The sequence below is a fragment of the Sphingopyxis panaciterrulae genome (genome assembly GCF_014199295.1).
Classification (GTDB): Bacteria; Pseudomonadota; Alphaproteobacteria; order Sphingomonadales; family Sphingomonadaceae; genus Sphingopyxis; species Sphingopyxis panaciterrulae.
In genome coordinates this window covers 159,592-174,700 of sequence record NZ_JACIJH010000005.1, presented here as the reverse complement: position 1 = coordinate 174,700, position 15,109 = coordinate 159,592, and the positions used below count along the sequence as shown (strand labels likewise).

Genomic DNA, 15,109 nt, shown 5'->3' with positions numbered 1-15,109 from the left:
ATGGCCCTTCCCGCCCCGCCCCCGCCCGGCGCCAAGGCGCTGCCCGACGGGACCTATGACGGACAGGTGGTCGCGGTAACCGGCGGCGGCACCGGGCTCGGCAAGGGCATGGCGGTCGAGTTCGCCCGGCTGGGCGCGAAGGTCGCGATCCTCAGCCGCAAGCCCGACCATCTCGAATCCGGACTCGCCGCGATGCGCACGGTCGGCGCCGAGGCGATCGCGGTCGCCTGCGACGTGCGCGAACCCGAAGCGATCGCCCGCGCCTTCGACGAGATCGAGGCGAAGCTCGGCCCGGTCGACGTGCTCATCAACAACGCCGCGGGCAATTTCCCCGCGCCCGCCGAGGAGATGACACCGAACGGATTTCGCACCGTGGTCGATATCGTCCTGAACGGCACCTATAACTGCAGCCGCGAGTTCGCATTGCGGCGGCTGGCGGCAAAGCGGCCCGGCGCGATCCTGAACATCGGCGCGACCTATAGCTGGACCGGCGGACCCGGCACCGCGCATTCGGCCGCAGCAAAGGCGGGGGTCACCAACCTCACGCAAAGCCTGGCGGTCGAATGGGCGCCCGACGGCATCCGCGTCAACTGCATCGCGCCGGGCCGCTTCCCGCACGAAGACCTGCCCGGGCATATGACGCGCCACCGCGAAGGCGAGCGCGGCGACAATACGATTCCGGGAATGCGGGTGGGCGAGGTACGCGAGCTCGGCTGGGCGGCGACCTTTCTCTGCTCGCCCTATGCAAGCTACATCAGCGGGCACACGCTGGTCGTCGATGCCGCCAACTGGCTGCGGCGGTCGCTGGTGATGCCCGAATTCGTGCCCATCCGTGAACAGTTCGGCAAGCGCGCGATCGAAAGCGGCAGCGCCAAGGACGCCATTGCCAGGACGCGCAGGGACGGCTGATGGACATCGGCTTTTCCCTTGAAGAGACGCGCTTTCGCGAAGCGTGCCGCGACTGGCTGCACGCCCATGTCCCCGCGGAGAAGCGCCCGCTGAACGCGGCCGACGCGATCGATTTCGACAAGGCGTGGCAGCGGCGGCTGTTCGACGCCGGCTGGGCGGGCATCAACTGGCCGACCGACTATGGGGGGCGCGGGCTGTCGATCGTCCAGCAGGTCGTCTGGCTGGAGGAGTATGCGAAGGCGCATGCGCCGTGGATCGGCGCCAATTTCGTCGGCATCAACCATGGCGGCCCGACGCTGATCCTTAATGCGAGCGAGGCGCAGAAAGCCTATCACCTGCCGCGTATCCTGAAGGGCGAGGCGATCTGGTGCCAGGGCTTTTCGGAACCCGGCGCGGGGTCGGACCTTGCCGGCATCAAGACGCGCGGGCGGATCGAGGGCGACGAACTGATCGTCAACGGATCGAAGATCTGGACGAGCTTCGCCCATGTCGCCGACTGGCAGGAACTGGTGCTGCGTACCGAAGACGGATCGCGGCGGCACGCTGGACTGAGCTGGGTCATCTGCGACATGCACGCGCCGGGAATCACCGTGCGGCCGATCCGCAAGATGTCGGGGCAGACCGAGTTCGCCGAGGTCTTTTACGACGATGTCCGCATCCCGCTGGCCAATGTGGTCGGCGGGCTCGGCAACGGGTGGAAGGTGGCGATGTCGACCCTCAGCTTCGAGCGCGGCACCGGCTTCATCGCCGATCAGGTCAAGCAGAGCCAGGAGATCGAGGAGCTGATCGCCGCGGCGCGCGCGAACGGCATGATGAAAGACGATCGCGTCGCCGACCAGTTGGCGCAGATGCGCGCCGAGGTCGCGGCGGTGCGTGCGATGACCTATCGCAATATCTCCCATGTCGTCCGCACCGGCCAGCCGGGAGCGGAGGCGTCGGTGATCCGACTCTTCACATCCGAACTCGGCCAGCGGCTGGAGCGCATGGCGGTGTTGCTGAAAGGGGCCGACATCCTCGACTTTCGCTATGGCGACGACGATGCCGTCGCCGACTATCTGCGCGGTTTCGCCGCGACCATCGCCGGCGGCAGCGCGCAGATTCAGCGCGATATCATCGGCGAGCGGCTGCTTGGCCTGCCGAAATCGCGATGAGCGCGCAGCGGGCATCGCACCCCGGCGCGGGCCGGAACCCGGGAACGAAAGCCTCCGCATGGACCTGACGCCGAACGACGAGCAGACCGTCTTCCAGACTGCAACCGCCGACTGGTGCCGCGACAATATGCCGCTCGAAGCCGCGCGCGCGCGTCCCGCCGGGCTGTGGCAGCAACTTGAAGCCATGGGCTGGACCGGCATGACCGCGCCGGGAATGGACCTCGATCACGCGACCGAGGCGCTGGTGTTCGCCGAGCTCGGCCGTTTCCTTGCGCCGGTGGCGCTGCTGTCCAGCGCGGTCGCGGCGCGCTGGACGGGCGCGACGGTCAAGGTTGCGCTCGCCCTGCCCGCGGACGGCGGCGCGCGCCTCTTCGATGGCGAGGGAGCGACACATGCGCTCGGCCTCTTCGGCGGCGCCCTGGGGCATTTCGAGATCGGCGAGGCGCCGCCATCCGCGCCGTCGCTCGACCAGTCGGCGACATTGACCCGGATCGCCGGTCCGTTGACGATTGTGGCTATCGACCACCCGCACGCGGCGCTCCATCTTCAGATCCTTGCCGCCGCCTATGCCATCGGCGCCGCCGACGCGGCGCGCGACATGGCGGCGGCCTATGCACAGGTTCGCGAGCAGTTCGAGCGGCCGATCGGCTGGTTCCAGGCGATCAAGCATCTGTGCGCCGACATGGCGGTTCGCTGCGCCGTCGCGCGGTCGCAGCTCTATTATGCCGCCTGCGCGCTCGATGCGGGCGATGCCGGTGCGGCGTTCCATGTCGCCGCCGCGAAACGGCTCGCCGACCAGGCGGCGCTCGACAATGGCCGCGCCAATATCCAGATTCACGGCGGGATCGGCATGACCGACGAGGCCTATCCGCATTTTTGCCTGAAGCGGGCGCATCTGCTGCAGCATGTCGCACCGGCCGAGCGCACGGCGCTGCTCGCGGCCTGAGTCATGTCAGTCATCGACGATGGCCTGGAACTCCTCTTCCAGCCACCGGCGAAGGCGGGGCTCGACGGCGCCCGCGAATTCCGCGAGCGGCAGTTGGTCGCGATAGGCGAAGAAGCCGAGCGAGACCATCATGAAGCGCGCCGCCTTCACATCCGCTCCTTCGCCGCCGAACCATTTCTGCAACGGTTCGAACACCCGGTCGCGGAGCAGGCGCTGCGCCACCGCGCGCGCCTCGCTGTCGGCGGCCGCCCGGAACAGCATCGGCAGCGGGCTGACCCGGTCGTCTTCATCAGCGAAACGCGCGACGATCAGGCGGCCGAACCCCTGCCGCGGAAGGTCGGTCATCAGCCGCGCGTCGAGCACGGCATCGAGCGCCGCCTCGAACAGTTTGAGCTTGCCGCCGAAATAGCGGCTGACGAGCGACGGATTGACGCCCGCGCGCGCGGTGATGTCGCGCACCCCCGCCTCCGCAAAGCCCTTTTCGGCGAAAACCTGCTGCGCGGCGTCAAGGATCGCCTGCCGCGTCCGGTCCGCATCGCGCGCGGGGATCTCGATCTTCGTCGCCATATGCGCTCCCTGTTGACTCCTTATGTAAACGACCGTTTACTTGCGTCAAGAGGAGAGGATGAATGACCGAGTCGCAGGTGCCGGCGCGTTCGCCGGTCTATGAGTTCGACTATGTCGCCGACCCCGGCGTGCTCGCCGACTGTCACGCGCGCTATTGGGAGCTGAAGGAGACCGCACCGCCGGTTTTCTGGACCAACGCGCATGGCGGCCACTGGGTGTGCAATACCGGTGCGGCGGTGCAGCATGTCGTGCGGCACCCGGAAATCTTCTCGAGCCGCTATCTGTCCATCCCGCCCAATCCGAACCAGCCGAAGATGATCCCCGAGATGCTCGACCCGCCCGAGCACCGGCCCTATCGGCAGATGCTGCGCCCCTTCTTCGAATCGAAGGCGATCGAGCCACTCGAAGCCCGCGTCGCCGAGTGGACCGACCGGCTGCTCGGCGAGGTGGCGGGGAGCGGCGAATGCGAATTCGTCGCCGCCATCGCCTCGCGCCTTCCGGTCGCGGTCTTCATGGAATTGTTCGGTTTTCCGATGGAGCGGTTCGACGAATTCCGCCGGCTCGTCGTCTCCTTTTTCAACTCGCAGGCGAGCAACGAGGAGCGCAACGCGCTCGCGCAGCAGATATTGGGGCATCTGACCGAGCTGATCCGGGCGCGGATGGCCGAGCCGCGCGACGACATGATCTCGAAGATCATCGCCAGCGAGATCGACGGCCGCCAGCCGAGCTTTGAGGAACTGATGTCGATCGGCTTCCTGATGTTCCTCGCGGGGCTCGACACGGTGACCAACGCGATGAGCTTCGGCATGCGCCATCTCGCGCATGACGACGGCCTGCGCCAGCGCGCGATCGACGATCCGGTGGTGATCCCCAGCATGGTCGAGGAACTGCTGCGCCGCTATGCCTTCGTCGCGACCCCGCGCTATATCGTGGAGGATACCGAGCTCGAAGGGGTGCGGCTTTTCGCGGGCGACTCTATCCTCGCGCCGCTGCCGCTCGTCGGCTGGGACGAAGATCTCGCCGAGGACCCGAAGACGGTATCGGTCGAACGGCAATTCTACCGCCACGCGGCGTTCGGATCGGGCATCCACACCTGCCTTGGCCTGCATCTCGCGCGGATGGAGTTGATCGTCTTCTATCGCGCGTGGTTCGGCCGCATCGGCCATTTCCGGCAAATCGAAAAGGGCGACGAAAGCTGCCGCGGCGGCAGCGTGATGGCGCTCGAACATCTGCATCTGGCGTGGGAGTAAAGACAATGGATCAGGCCGTGCATATGCTCATGGTGCCAGCGGGCGACATGGAGACCTTGCGTAAATTCTACATCGACGGTCTCGGCTGGCGGAGTTGGGGTCCCGAGGTACCGGGCTCGCTCATGCTGCGCGCCGGAACGGTGGTGATCGTGTTCGTGCCGCGCGATTATCTGGCCGCAGAAAGCGGCATCGACCTTTCCGCCGTGCCGCGCGCCGTGAACGCGATCTTCGTCGAAACCAAGGCCGACGTCGACACGCAATTCGCCAAGGCGATCGCCGTCGGCGCCACAATTACCAGCCCGATCCGTGACCGCGATGGCGGTCTCTATTCGGGCTATTTCGCCGACCCCGAAGGCAATGGCTGGGAGATCGTCTGGAGTCCGGTGATGCGACCCGGCGCCGATGGCGGGCTTGTCTTGGCGACGCCGGAAAACACCTGAAAAAGAAAAGGATGACATCATGGCCAGCGCACCTGCAGTCCACCTGCACCTGGGGCACGAACAGAGGACGAGCGGCAGCGGCGGGACGCACCCGCACCTGCATCCGGTGAAGCAGGAGGTTCAGGCGGACATACCGCTCGCCGGCGCGCGCGAGGTCGAGGAAGCGGTCGCCAAGGCCGCGGCGGCGCAGGACGACTGGCGCCGCACCCCGCCCGAGGCACGGCGCGACATATTGAACCGCCTTGCCGACCTGCTCGAGGCGAACAGGACCCGTCTTGCCGAAATGGCCGCGCTCGACGGCGGCACGACGCTGATGGTCGGCGAGCGTGGGGTCGACACCGCGGTCGGCTGGACGCGCTATTATGCCGGCTGGTGCGACAAGATGTCGGGCGAGCTCATCAGCACCTTCGATACGCGCGGCGAGCTTTCCTATACCGTACCCGAACCGATCGGCATCGTCGGCATCATCATCACCTGGAACGGGCCGCTGATCTCGCTCGGCATGAAGGTCGCCGCGGCGCTCGCGGCGGGCAATTGCGTGATCTGCAAGCCCGCCGAGATCACGCCCTTCGCGCCCGAACTGTTCGCGCAATTGTGCAAGGAAGCCGGGGTGCCCGACGGCGTGCTGTCGATCCTGCCCGGCAATGCCGAATGCGGCGAGGCGATCGTCCGGCACAAGAAGATCCGCAAGATCAGCTTCACCGGCGGCCCGATCACCGCGCGCAAGATCCTCGCGGCGTGCGCAGAGGAGATCAAGCCGTCGGTCATGGAACTGGGCGGCAAGTCGGCGAGCCTCGTCTTTCCCGACTGCGACCTGCAGGCGGCGGCCGAACGCGCGGTCTTCTGGACCGTCGGCTGCCTGTCCGGCCAGGGCTGCGCGCTGCCCACCCGCCAGCTCGTCCACGCCGACGTCTATGACGATTTCGTCGCGAGGCTCAGAGCGATCATCGGCCGGTTCAAGGTCGGCGACCCGATGGACCCGACGGTTGCGGTCGGCCCCGTCATCAACAAGGCCGCGGTCGACCGCATCCTGGGCATGTTCGAGCGCGCCAAGGCCGATGGCGCGGCGAAGTTCGAGCTGGGCGGCGGCCGCTGCGGCGGCGAGCTTGCCGACGGCAATTTCATCGAGCCGACGCTGATCGTCGACGCCGACCCCGATCACGAGATCAGCCAGGTCGAGATTTTCGGCCCCGCGGTCGTGGTGATGAAATTCCACAGCGAGGACGAGGCGGTCGCGATCGCCAACAATAGCGAATACGGCCTTGCCGCCTATATCCAGTCGAACGACCTGCAGCGCGTCCACCGCCTGTCGGAACGGCTGAACGCGGGCGGCGTCTATAATAATGGCGGATTCCAGATCAATCCGCACACGCCGTTCGGCGGCATCGGCATCTCCGGCTTCGGCAAGGAGGGCGGCCGCGCCGGGATCGACGAGTTCCTGCACTACAAGACCGTCACCATCGGCGTCGGCGCGCCCATCTTTCCGAAGGGGGCATGAGGATGGCCGATTTCACCAACGAGCAGTTCCGCCTCGACGGCAAGGTCGCGGTCGTCACCGGCGCGGGCGGACGCGGGAACAGCATCGGACGCGCCTATGCGATCGGGCTCGCCAACGCGGGCGCGAGCGTCGTCGTCGCGGATCTGAACAAGGAGGGCGCCGAGCGCGTCGCGGGCGAGATCGAGGAAGCGGGCGGCAAGGCGATCGCGGTACAGGTCGATATCGCCGACGAGGCACCGGTTTCGGCGATGATGGAGACCGCCGAGGCGGCGTTCGGCGGACTCGATATCCTGGTCAACAATGCCGCACTGATGGTCGAGGCGGTCGGCACCCCCGCGATCCAGACAAGCATCGCCGACTTCGACCGGCTGATGCGCATCAACCTGACCGGCGCGCTGATCTGTTCGAAGGCGGCGGTCCCGCTGTTCGAGGCGCGCGGCGGCGGCAAGATCGTCAACCAGCTTTCGGCCGGCGGCTTTCCGGCGCAGACGCCCTATGGGATCAGCAAGGTCGCGCTGCTCGGCCTGACGACGACGCTCGCGACCGAGCTCGGGCGAATGAACGTCAACGTGAACGCGATCGCGCCGGGAATGACGATGTCCGACGCGGGCAAGGCGCTGACGCCCGAGGAAAGCCCCTTCGTGCAGGCGGCGATGGCGCGGGTCGTCAAGCAGCCGCGGGGACAGCCGCAGGATCTGGTCGGCGCGCTGCTGCTGCTCTGTTCGCCCGCAGGCGACTGGATCACCGGTCAGGCGCTGAACGTCGACGGCGGGTTCATCATGCGAAACTAGGGGTTTCGCCGCAGTTCGTGCTTCAGCACCTTGCCCGACGCATTGCGCGGCAATTCGTTGAGGATGCTGAGCCGTTCGGGGGTTTTCTGCCTGGCAATTCCCGCTGCGGCGAAATGGTCGCGCAGTTCGTCGAGCGTCAGCGACGCGCCCGGCACCAGCACAATGCAGGCGCGCACGACCTCGCCCATCCGCTCGTCGGGAGCTGCGACCGCCGCGGCGTCGACAATCTTCGGATGCGCAAGCAGCAGCGCCTCGACTTCCTTCGACGAGATATTCTCGCCGCCGCGAATGATGATATCCTTCTTGCGGTCGGTGATGAGCAGATAGCCCTCGGCATCGAGCCGGCCGATGTCGCCGGTGCGGTACCAGCCGCCCGGCAGGAAGGCGCCCGCATTGAGCGCGGGGTCGAGATAACCGAGAAAAAGCTCCGGCCCGCGCGTGCAGATCTCGCCGTCGGCACCGGACGGCACGTCATGGCCGTCGTCGTCGACGAAGCGCATTTCGGACCCGGCGATCGCGCGTCCCTCGGTATGGAGCTGCTTGTCGAGCGGATCGTCGACGACGCCCGACGTCACGGTCGGATGTTCGCTCGACCCGTAGCAATGATAGACGGCGAGACCCTGGGCCTGGCAGCGCTCGATCAGCGATGCCGGAACGGGCGCCGCGCCGACCAGATACTGACGGAGCGACGAGAGGTCGTGGCCGTTCGCATCGGCCGCGGCGATCATGCCGGACAGATGAAAGGGCGTCCCCGATGAGGATGTGATGCGATGCCTGTCGATCAGTTCGGCGGCGCGCGCCGGGTCCCACTGATCCATCAGCACCAACGGCACGCCCTGCGTCAGGAAGCGATACATCGACAGCGCGCCCGCGACATGCCCCGGCGGCCACGGCGAGATGACCGCATCGTCGTCGCTGCCGCTGCGCAGCATATGCATCGTCTCCATATCGGCGAGAAAGCCGCGCGCCGAATGCATGACGCCCTTCGGGTCGGCGGTGGTACCCGACGTATAGACGAGGAGCGAAAGGTCGGCCGCCGACCGGAACGCGGGTTCGGCGATCGGCCCATCCGCCTCGAGCGCGTCGAATGCGGGGCCGGTCGCTATATGGCGTTCAAGGGCGGAAAGGGCCCCGCAGTCCGCGACGACCCGCACATAATCGACATTGCGGAAGCGATCGGGGGTGAACAGCCATTTCGCACCCGACTGGCGCAGGATGAAACCCAGTTCCTTCGCGCCATAGATGGTGACGACCGGCAGCATCACGGCGCCAGCCTGCGCCGCCGCAACCGCGACGACGAGCCATTCGCGCCAATTGGGGAGCATGCAGGCGACGATATCGCCCGGCTCGATCCCCGAGGCCGTCATCCGCGTCCCCATCCGCCGTCCCGCCGAAACCACCGCACCCAGTGTCGTCTCGCCGGGGCGGACGTCGGATGCGACGGTCAGCGAAGCCGCTGGCGCGCGCGCGACGGCCGCGATCATCGCCTCGATGAAATTGGAACTCATACGTGCAGGGAGTCGACGGTCCGTTCACCCTCACCGCGCGTCGCCCAGGTCTCGTTGGCGTTGCGCAGATGCAGGCGCCAGTGCGCAACCGCGCCCTCGACATCACCGTCCTCGATCATCGTCACCAGCTTCTCGAAGGATTTGAAGCCGGCCCGCAGGCTCTTCGACTTGTCCTCGCTCGTGCGCGGATGACGCCGCTGATAATCATTCTGGTGATGACGCCCGAGGTTGAGCAGCATGCGGTTCATGAAGCTCAGCGTCTTGTTGCCGGTCGCCTCCACCAGCGTCTGGTGAAAGTGCGAGACATTGTCGACGAAGGTCGCATATTCGCCGGTCTTCAGCATCTTGTCGAGATCGGCCAGCGTCTGCTTGAGGCGCGCGAAACCCGGCGTCTGCCCTTTCTCCATCGCCAGCCACCGCACCACGGTCGGTTCGATCGCAAGGCGCGCGGTGTAAAGGTCGGCAATCGTGGTTCCCTGCGATTCGAGCACATAGCCCGCATAGCGCGAGACGAGCTCTGTCGAGGGTTGATGGACGCGCGCGCCGCTGCGCGATCCGCGCACGACGCTGATCAGATTTTCGGCCTCGAGAATGCGGAAGGCTTCGCGCAGGGTCGGCCGCGAAATGCCGAGCGTCGTCATCAGAGCCCCCTCGGGCGGCAGCGAATCCCCCTCGGTCAACTCCCCGCGAACGATCTGGGCTCTGATCTGGTCGGCGACCAGTTCCGACGTCTTCGGTACCCGGATGCGCGAAGCCCCATTGTCCATCTGCAAATTCCTGCCCCTGCCCGGCTATGCTTCAAACCCGTTTCGCTCTTGCTGCCATTAGGGCTTTCGACGCAACCCCGCAACATCGGGGCAATTTCCTCTCTTCACGCACCGAAATTCAGCCCCTCGTTGAGCGTCCATTTGCCGTTCCGCCCGCGCACCCAGCCCGACGAGGCCCAGGTGCCGCCATCGACGGGCAGCAGGACGCCGGTGATGTAGCTCGCCATGGCGCTCGACAGGAAGACCGCGGCATCGCCGCATTCCCTATCGACACCCTCGCGCCCCAGCGGAATCAGCCGGTTCATCGCGTCGATCTCCTCCGCGCTGCGCCGCTTCCAGGTTCCCGGATCGACCGGGCCCGCACGATTGCCCTGATTGCCGGGCGTCACCGTATGGTCGGGGGCGATGCCATTGACGCGAATGCCATGTTCGGACAGTTCGACCGCCATCGACTTCGTGAAGCTGAGCATCCCCGCCTTGCACGCGGCATAGACGGCGAAATTGGGCGCGGCGCGGTTCGCCTCGATACTCGCGACATTGACGATGGCGCCGCCGCGTGCGCCGGCGACCATATGCCTTGCCGCCGCCTGCGTCGCGACCAGCATCGACATCAGGTTGATGTCGACATGCTTGCGCATGCTGCGCTCGCTCTGTTCGAGGAAGGGGCGCGCGGAAACCCCGCCGGCGTTATTGACCAGGATGTCGAGCCGCCCGAAGGCGTCCGCCGTCCGGTCGATCGCGGCCCGCAGCGCGTCCGAATCCATCACGTCGCCGGGAAGCGCCAGCGCGCGAACACCCCGTTCGGCAACGCGCGCCGCCGCCTCTTCGGCGCGTTCCGCAAAGATGTCGAAGATCGCGACGTCGGCGCCCGCTTCGGCAAGGCGCAGCGCGATCGCGCGGCCGATCCCGCCTCCGCCGCCGGTGACGAACGCCGCCTGTCCGTCGAGGCGCGCGCGGTCAGTCATCGAGCGCGATGCCCATGACCGCGCCGGTGACATAGGCGGCATAGTCGCTGACCAGATAGGCGGCGAGATGGCCGAGCGTGTCGCCGGTCTCGCGCGTCAATATGCTGTTCACCCGAATGCCGTCGCGCGCCCATTCGACGCCCAGCGTCTTGGTAAGGTTGCCGAGCGCGCCCGCCGCTGCCGCCTGGTCGGCGCCCAGCGCCTGTCCCGGCGCGCCGACGAACAGAATCGCGCCGCCCTGCCCGCGCGCCCGGCAGGCATCGGCGAAATCCCTGGCGCCGAGAAAGCGGCGGTCGAGCCCCGTGTCGAGGCTCGCGCGCCATTCGGCATGAGTCAGTTCGTGCGCGGGCTTGACCGCGGTCGGCGGCGCGACATGGACCCAGATGTCGCAATCGCCCCCGGCCACCAGCGCGGCGCCCGCCGCTTGGATGGCGGCGCGGATGGCCGGGCTGTCGCCCTCGATGCGCGCGCGCTTTCCGGTCAGCCAGCCCGTCATTGCCACCCCCACGGCCCTTCGGCGCGTTCGCGGGGCGGGACGAAATCGGGCATGATGAGCGAGCGGCGCAGGCTCTCGCCGCCGTCCTGCACGATGACCTGTCCGGTCATCGCGCCGAACAGCGGCGTGCAGGTCATCGCGGAGAGCCAGCCGAATTCCCAGATGCTGCCGGTGCGGCCGGCGGGGATCATGTTCTGCAAGGGCTCCACCCCTTCCTCGCGGCGTCCCGAGACCGATGCTTCGTGCGGAAAGAAGCCCGCCGCGACCGCATTGACGCGGATGCCATGGGGCGCCCAGTCGGCCGCCAGCTTCTTCGTCATCGTTGCCTGCGCGGTCTTGGCGGCGGCGCTGTGCGCATCACCCGGAAAGCCGGTCCAGATATATTGCGCGCTGTTGACGACGATCGCCCCGCCCTCTCCGCGCGCGATGCGACGGCGCGCGAACTCGGCCGAGCAGAGGAAAGTGCCGTCGATCGCGATCCGCGTCACCGCGCCCCAGGCGTTGGCCGAGATATTCTCTGCAAGCACCGGAAAATTGGCGCCGGCATTGTTGGCGAGCAGGCCGATCGGACCAAGCGCTTCCTCCGCCTCGTCGAACGCGGCGGCGACCGCTTCGGGAAGGCGCACGTCGCAGCTCATGGCATGGACGCGCACGCCCAGCGCCGCGATCTGCGCCGCCCCCTCCTGCGCGCGGTCGAGGCTGCGGCCCATCACCGCCACCTGCGCGCCGCCCTGCGCAAAGGCCTTCGCCATCGCCAGCCCCATGCCCGAGCCGCCCCCGGTGACGAGCACCGTCTGCCCCGCGAAAATATCCGCAGGATAGGGCGGCGCGCCGAAGGGCGGCGGCGTCGCCACGATGTGATGCGATGGAACCGGCAAATAATCTCTCCCGCGTGAAAGGGTTGCGCCCAACCCCAGTGCATGTCAAGACATGACTAACTAAGTTATATAGGAGAGGCGTCAATGGAGATTGTCGCGGAGGGCCTCGCCTTTCCCGAGGGGCCGGTGGCGATGGCGGACGGGTCGGTCATCGTCGTCGAGCTCGCCGGCGGGCGCATCACCCGCTGCTGGAGCGGCCGCACGGAGGTGGTCAGCGCCATCGGCGGCGGCCCGAACGGCGCTGCGATCGGTCCCGACGGCGCGCTCTATGTCTGCAACAACGGCGGGCTCGACCTCGAAAAATTCCAGAATGCGCGCGGTGCCGGGCATGAGGGGCGGATCGAGCGCGTCGACCTGGCCACCGGGCGGGTCGAGCGGCTTTACGACGCCTGCGACGGCATCGCGCTCGAAGCGCCGAACGACATCGTCTTCGATGCCGACGGCCGGATGTGGTTCACCGACCTCGGCAAGAGCCACGACGGCATCCGCACCGCGAGCGGGCTGTTCAGCGCCCTGCCCGACGGGTCGGCGATCGCGGCGATCAACCGTCATGCGGTGTCCTATAACGGCGTCGGCCTGTCGCCCGACGGCGCGCATGTCCACGTCGCCGACACCCATCAGGCGCGGCTGTGGCGCTATGAGCGGAAGGTCGAGGCGCAAAGGCCCGAATGGGTCGCGACCGCGCCGGGCCCCGTCGGGTTCGACAGCCTTGCGGTGACCGCGGCAGGGAATATCTGCGTCGCGACGCTCTATGAAGGCGGGATCACGACGATCACCCCCGACGGCCGGACGAGCAAGCGCGACATCCCCGGCGAACGCTACGTCACCAATATCGCCTTCGGCGGCGCGGACGGGCGCGACGCCTATGTCACCCTTTCGACCACCGGGCGGCTCGCCAAGCTGCGCTGGGACGAGCCCGGCCTGAAGCTGCACTATAATGGCTGACCCCAAGGCAGATCCGGCTACCGACCGTGACGCGATCCGCGACCTGCTCGCCTGCTATACCTATAATGGCGACCGCGGCCGCGTCGCCGACCTTGCCGCCTGCTTCGCGGCGGACGGCGTGCTCGAATATCCGGGCAACCGGCCCGTCGGTCCGGCGGCGATCGCGGCATCGCTGACCTCGGGACGCCGCGACCCGCGCCTGACCTTCGTGCGCCATCACATCACCAATCCGCTGATCCGCATCGATGGCGACAGCGCGACCGCGCGCAGCTATTTCACCGTTCACAGCAATTTCGGCCCCGATCACAGCGGCACCTATGACGACAAGCTCGTCCGGACGCTCGAGGGCTGGCGCTTCGCCCATCGCCGTGTGCGGATCGACTGGCAGGCGGAGGCCTCTCTTTTCGCGAAGATGGCGACGCGCTGAAGATCATTGACACTATAGTGTCAACTTGACATCAAAGTGCCATGTCAGAGCGTTTCACCGATTTCGAACGATTCGCCGACGAGGTCGCCCGACTTCGCGGGCGGATGCGCGCGCTCTATGCCGATACGCGGAGCGCGAGCGGGCTTGCCGAGATGGAGCTGACGGTGCTGACCGCGGTGGTGAACGCCGCCGCGCCGCCGACCGTCGCGCAGATCGGCCGCAGCCTCGGCCATCCGCGCCAGGTGGTGCAGCGCGCCGCGAACCGGCTCGGCGAGCTGGGCCTCATCGCCTTTGCGGACAATCCGGAGCACAAACGCGCCTCGCTGATCGTAGCGACCGAAGCCGGCCGTGCCCTGAAGGCGGCCGACCATGCCCGCGCGCAGGCGGTGACGAAAGCGGTGCTGGGCCGGATCGACAGCAAGGCCTTTGGCGACGCCGCCGACCGGCTCAACGCGATCCGCTGCGGGATCGAAACCTATCTGAAGGAAGGCAGCGCATGAGCGACGATGCAAGAGCGCTGGCCGATCCCGGGCGGCTGAGCGCGTGGCTCGACGCGTATATTCCCGCGCTTGGCGGCGGGCCGCTCGCGGTCGAGAAGATCCACGGCGGTACATCGAACGTCATCCTGGCATTGAACCGCGGCGCCCAGACGCTAATCCTGCGGCGCCCGCCGGCCGTGCCCCCGCCAGGCAGCGAGAAGAGCGTGCTGCGCGAGGCGCGCGTACTGACGGCCCTCAACGGCACCGACGTCCCCCACCCGGTCTGCCACGGGAGCTGCGCCGACCCCGGGGTTATCGGCGCGCCCTTCTATGTCATGGATCTTGTCGAAGGCTGGCCCGCCGATCTCACCGACGGAAAGATCCACGACCGCCCGCCCTTCGACAAGCCGCCGCACGCGCGCGAGGTGCCGTTCGCGATGATCGACGGACTGATCGCCCTCGCCAACGTCGATTATCGGGCGGTGGGTCTCGAAGATTTCGGGCGGCCCGACAATTTCCTCGAACGGCAGGTCGACCGCTGGGAAGGCCAGATCAGAAGCTATAAGCAACTCTATGATTTCGCGTGGCGCGAACTGCCCGGCTATGCGCTCGCACGCGACTGGCTGCGCGCCAATATTCCGGACGATTTCCGCCCCGGCATCATCCACGGCGACGTCGGCACACCCAACGCGCTCTTCGCCTTCGACCCGCCGTGCCGGCTGACCGCGCTGATCGACTGGGAGTTGTCCACGATCGCCGATCCGCTGCTCGACCTCGCCTGGTTCTGCAACGGCATATGCGACGAACGTTTCCCCGGCCATGTTCCCGAAAAAGCGCTCTACAATGTCGGCGACTGGCCGACGCGGCAGGAATTGATGGCGCATTATGCCGCGGGGACCGGGCGCAGCATGGACAGTTTCGACTATTATCTGATCCTCGCGATGTTCAAGGGCGGCTGCATCCTCGAATATAAGGTCGCGCAGGCGGCAAAGGGCATATTGAGCGCCGAGACCGGGCGCTTCTTCGACCGGCTGGTGCGCGGCAATTTCGCGGAGGCCGAGAAGCTGATTCGATTGGTGGGATGAACCGGGC

17 protein-coding genes are annotated in these 15,109 nt (G+C 67.2%); 11 read left to right on the top strand and 6 right to left on the bottom strand.

Features of this window, described 5'->3' with window-relative positions; translation table 11 throughout:
• From FHR21_RS10315 to FHR21_RS10305, 3 genes are read left to right on the top strand one after another with little or no spacing between them, the layout of a single operon-like run.
• On the top strand, nt 1-909 hold the full coding sequence (locus tag FHR21_RS10315; RefSeq protein ID WP_184097904.1) for an SDR family oxidoreductase: 909 nt from the start codon (nt 1-3) through the stop codon (nt 907-909).
• Nucleotides 909-2,060 carry an acyl-CoA dehydrogenase family protein gene (locus FHR21_RS10310; RefSeq protein WP_184097902.1) on the top strand — a complete coding sequence of 384 codons (1,152 nt, stop codon included), beginning with the start codon at nt 909-911 and terminating at the stop codon, nt 2,058-2,060. Before FHR21_RS10315 ends, FHR21_RS10310 begins: the two co-directional genes overlap by 1 nt.
• 58 nt (nt 2,061-2,118) lie before the next feature.
• Entirely contained in the window at nt 2,119-3,006 is an 888-nt protein-coding gene (locus FHR21_RS10305; RefSeq protein WP_184097900.1) for an acyl-CoA dehydrogenase family protein, read from the top strand.
• A gap of 6 nt (nt 3,007-3,012) precedes the next feature.
• On the opposite strand, the gene FHR21_RS10300 is transcribed toward FHR21_RS10305, so the two are convergent.
• Nucleotides 3,013-3,573: a TetR/AcrR family transcriptional regulator gene (locus tag FHR21_RS10300; protein WP_184097898.1), complete on the bottom strand. Its 561-nt coding sequence runs from the start codon at nt 3,571-3,573 to the stop codon at nt 3,013-3,015.
• A 62-nt stretch (nt 3,574-3,635) separates the two neighbouring features.
• Between FHR21_RS10300 and FHR21_RS10295 the strand changes: the two genes are divergently transcribed.
• From FHR21_RS10295 to FHR21_RS10280, 4 genes are read left to right on the top strand one after another with little or no spacing between them, the layout of a single operon-like run.
• Nucleotides 3,636-4,823, top strand: coding sequence for a cytochrome P450 (locus FHR21_RS10295; RefSeq protein WP_184097896.1), 1,188 nt, complete (start codon nt 3,636-3,638; stop codon nt 4,821-4,823).
• Between the two features lie 5 nt (nt 4,824-4,828).
• Nucleotides 4,829-5,263, top strand: a complete 435-nt coding sequence (locus tag FHR21_RS10290) for a VOC family protein (protein WP_184097894.1) — start codon at nt 4,829-4,831, stop codon at nt 5,261-5,263.
• A 19-nt stretch (nt 5,264-5,282) separates the two neighbouring features.
• The gene (locus FHR21_RS10285; RefSeq protein WP_184097892.1) at nt 5,283-6,761 is read left to right on the top strand and encodes an aldehyde dehydrogenase family protein; all 1,479 of its coding nucleotides are present in this window, start codon (nt 5,283-5,285) and stop codon (nt 6,759-6,761) included.
• A gap of 2 nt (nt 6,762-6,763) precedes the next feature.
• Entirely contained in the window at nt 6,764-7,552 is a 789-nt protein-coding gene (locus FHR21_RS10280) for an SDR family oxidoreductase (RefSeq protein ID WP_184097890.1), read from the top strand.
• On the opposite strand, the gene FHR21_RS10275 is transcribed toward FHR21_RS10280, so the two are convergent.
• The 5 genes from FHR21_RS10275 to FHR21_RS10255 all read right to left on the bottom strand — a co-directional run bounded on the left by FHR21_RS10275 (nt 7,549) and on the right by FHR21_RS10255 (nt 12,166).
• On the bottom strand, nt 7,549-9,060 hold the full coding sequence (locus tag FHR21_RS10275; protein ID WP_184097888.1) for an AMP-binding protein: 1,512 nt from the start codon (nt 9,058-9,060) through the stop codon (nt 7,549-7,551). The genes FHR21_RS10280 and FHR21_RS10275 overlap by 4 nt on opposite strands.
• Nucleotides 9,057-9,827: a FadR/GntR family transcriptional regulator gene (locus FHR21_RS10270; protein WP_184097886.1), complete on the bottom strand. Its 771-nt coding sequence runs from the start codon at nt 9,825-9,827 to the stop codon at nt 9,057-9,059. Before FHR21_RS10270 ends, FHR21_RS10275 begins: the two co-directional genes overlap by 4 nt.
• Before the next feature lie 104 nt (nt 9,828-9,931).
• Nucleotides 9,932-10,792 (bottom strand): SDR family NAD(P)-dependent oxidoreductase, encoded by an 861-nt coding sequence (locus FHR21_RS10265; protein WP_184097884.1) that lies wholly within the window; start codon nt 10,790-10,792, stop codon nt 9,932-9,934.
• Nucleotides 10,785-11,288, bottom strand: a complete 504-nt coding sequence (locus FHR21_RS10260; RefSeq protein WP_184097882.1) for an SDR family oxidoreductase — start codon at nt 11,286-11,288, stop codon at nt 10,785-10,787. Before FHR21_RS10260 ends, FHR21_RS10265 begins: the two co-directional genes overlap by 8 nt.
• A complete protein-coding gene (locus tag FHR21_RS10255; protein ID WP_184097880.1) occupies nt 11,285-12,166 on the bottom strand; it encodes an SDR family oxidoreductase in 882 nt (293 codons plus the stop codon). Before FHR21_RS10255 ends, FHR21_RS10260 begins: the two co-directional genes overlap by 4 nt.
• Before the next feature lie 84 nt (nt 12,167-12,250).
• On the opposite strand from FHR21_RS10255, the gene FHR21_RS10250 reads away from it, so the two are divergent.
• The 4 genes from FHR21_RS10250 to FHR21_RS10235 are packed head-to-tail and all read left to right on the top strand — an operon-like array spanning nt 12,251 to nt 15,102.
• Nucleotides 12,251-13,111 (top strand): SMP-30/gluconolactonase/LRE family protein, encoded by an 861-nt coding sequence (locus FHR21_RS10250; RefSeq protein WP_184097879.1) that lies wholly within the window; start codon nt 12,251-12,253, stop codon nt 13,109-13,111.
• Complete coding sequence (locus FHR21_RS10245; RefSeq protein WP_184097877.1) at nt 13,104-13,538, top strand: nuclear transport factor 2 family protein; 435 nt, start codon at nt 13,104-13,106, stop codon at nt 13,536-13,538. Before FHR21_RS10250 ends, FHR21_RS10245 begins: the two co-directional genes overlap by 8 nt.
• 41 nt (nt 13,539-13,579) lie before the next feature.
• Nucleotides 13,580-14,038: a MarR family winged helix-turn-helix transcriptional regulator gene (locus FHR21_RS10240; protein WP_184097875.1), complete on the top strand. Its 459-nt coding sequence runs from the start codon at nt 13,580-13,582 to the stop codon at nt 14,036-14,038.
• Nucleotides 14,035-15,102 carry a phosphotransferase family protein gene (locus tag FHR21_RS10235; protein WP_184097873.1) on the top strand — a complete coding sequence of 356 codons (1,068 nt, stop codon included), beginning with the start codon at nt 14,035-14,037 and terminating at the stop codon, nt 15,100-15,102. Before FHR21_RS10240 ends, FHR21_RS10235 begins: the two co-directional genes overlap by 4 nt.
• Nucleotides 15,103-15,109: the final 7 nt, after the last annotated feature.

Bases quoted from the DNA above. Each gene is read 5' to 3' on its own strand.
- FHR21_RS10315 (WP_184097904.1), top strand. From the start codon at position 1: ATGGCCCTTCCCGCCCCGCCCCCGCCCGGCGCCAAGGCGCTGCCCGAC.
- FHR21_RS10310 (WP_184097902.1), top strand. From the start codon at position 909: ATGGACATCGGCTTTTCCCTTGAAGAGACGCGCTTTCGCGAAGCGTGC.
- FHR21_RS10305 (WP_184097900.1), top strand. From the start codon at position 2,119: ATGGACCTGACGCCGAACGACGAGCAGACCGTCTTCCAGACTGCAACC.
- FHR21_RS10300 (WP_184097898.1), bottom strand. From the start codon at position 3,573: ATGGCGACGAAGATCGAGATCCCCGCGCGCGATGCGGACCGGACGCGG.
- FHR21_RS10295 (WP_184097896.1), top strand. From the start codon at position 3,636: ATGACCGAGTCGCAGGTGCCGGCGCGTTCGCCGGTCTATGAGTTCGAC.
- FHR21_RS10290 (WP_184097894.1), top strand. From the start codon at position 4,829: ATGGATCAGGCCGTGCATATGCTCATGGTGCCAGCGGGCGACATGGAG.
- FHR21_RS10285 (WP_184097892.1), top strand. From the start codon at position 5,283: ATGGCCAGCGCACCTGCAGTCCACCTGCACCTGGGGCACGAACAGAGG.
- FHR21_RS10280 (WP_184097890.1), top strand. From the start codon at position 6,764: ATGGCCGATTTCACCAACGAGCAGTTCCGCCTCGACGGCAAGGTCGCG.
- FHR21_RS10275 (WP_184097888.1), bottom strand. From the start codon at position 9,060: ATGAGTTCCAATTTCATCGAGGCGATGATCGCGGCCGTCGCGCGCGCG.
- FHR21_RS10270 (WP_184097886.1), bottom strand. From the start codon at position 9,827: ATGGACAATGGGGCTTCGCGCATCCGGGTACCGAAGACGTCGGAACTG.
- FHR21_RS10265 (WP_184097884.1), bottom strand. From the start codon at position 10,792: ATGACTGACCGCGCGCGCCTCGACGGACAGGCGGCGTTCGTCACCGGC.
- FHR21_RS10260 (WP_184097882.1), bottom strand. From the start codon at position 11,288: ATGACGGGCTGGCTGACCGGAAAGCGCGCGCGCATCGAGGGCGACAGC.
- FHR21_RS10250 (WP_184097879.1), top strand. From the start codon at position 12,251: ATGGAGATTGTCGCGGAGGGCCTCGCCTTTCCCGAGGGGCCGGTGGCG.
- FHR21_RS10245 (WP_184097877.1), top strand. From the start codon at position 13,104: ATGGCTGACCCCAAGGCAGATCCGGCTACCGACCGTGACGCGATCCGC.
- FHR21_RS10240 (WP_184097875.1), top strand. From the start codon at position 13,580: ATGTCAGAGCGTTTCACCGATTTCGAACGATTCGCCGACGAGGTCGCC.
- FHR21_RS10235 (WP_184097873.1), top strand. From the start codon at position 14,035: ATGAGCGACGATGCAAGAGCGCTGGCCGATCCCGGGCGGCTGAGCGCG.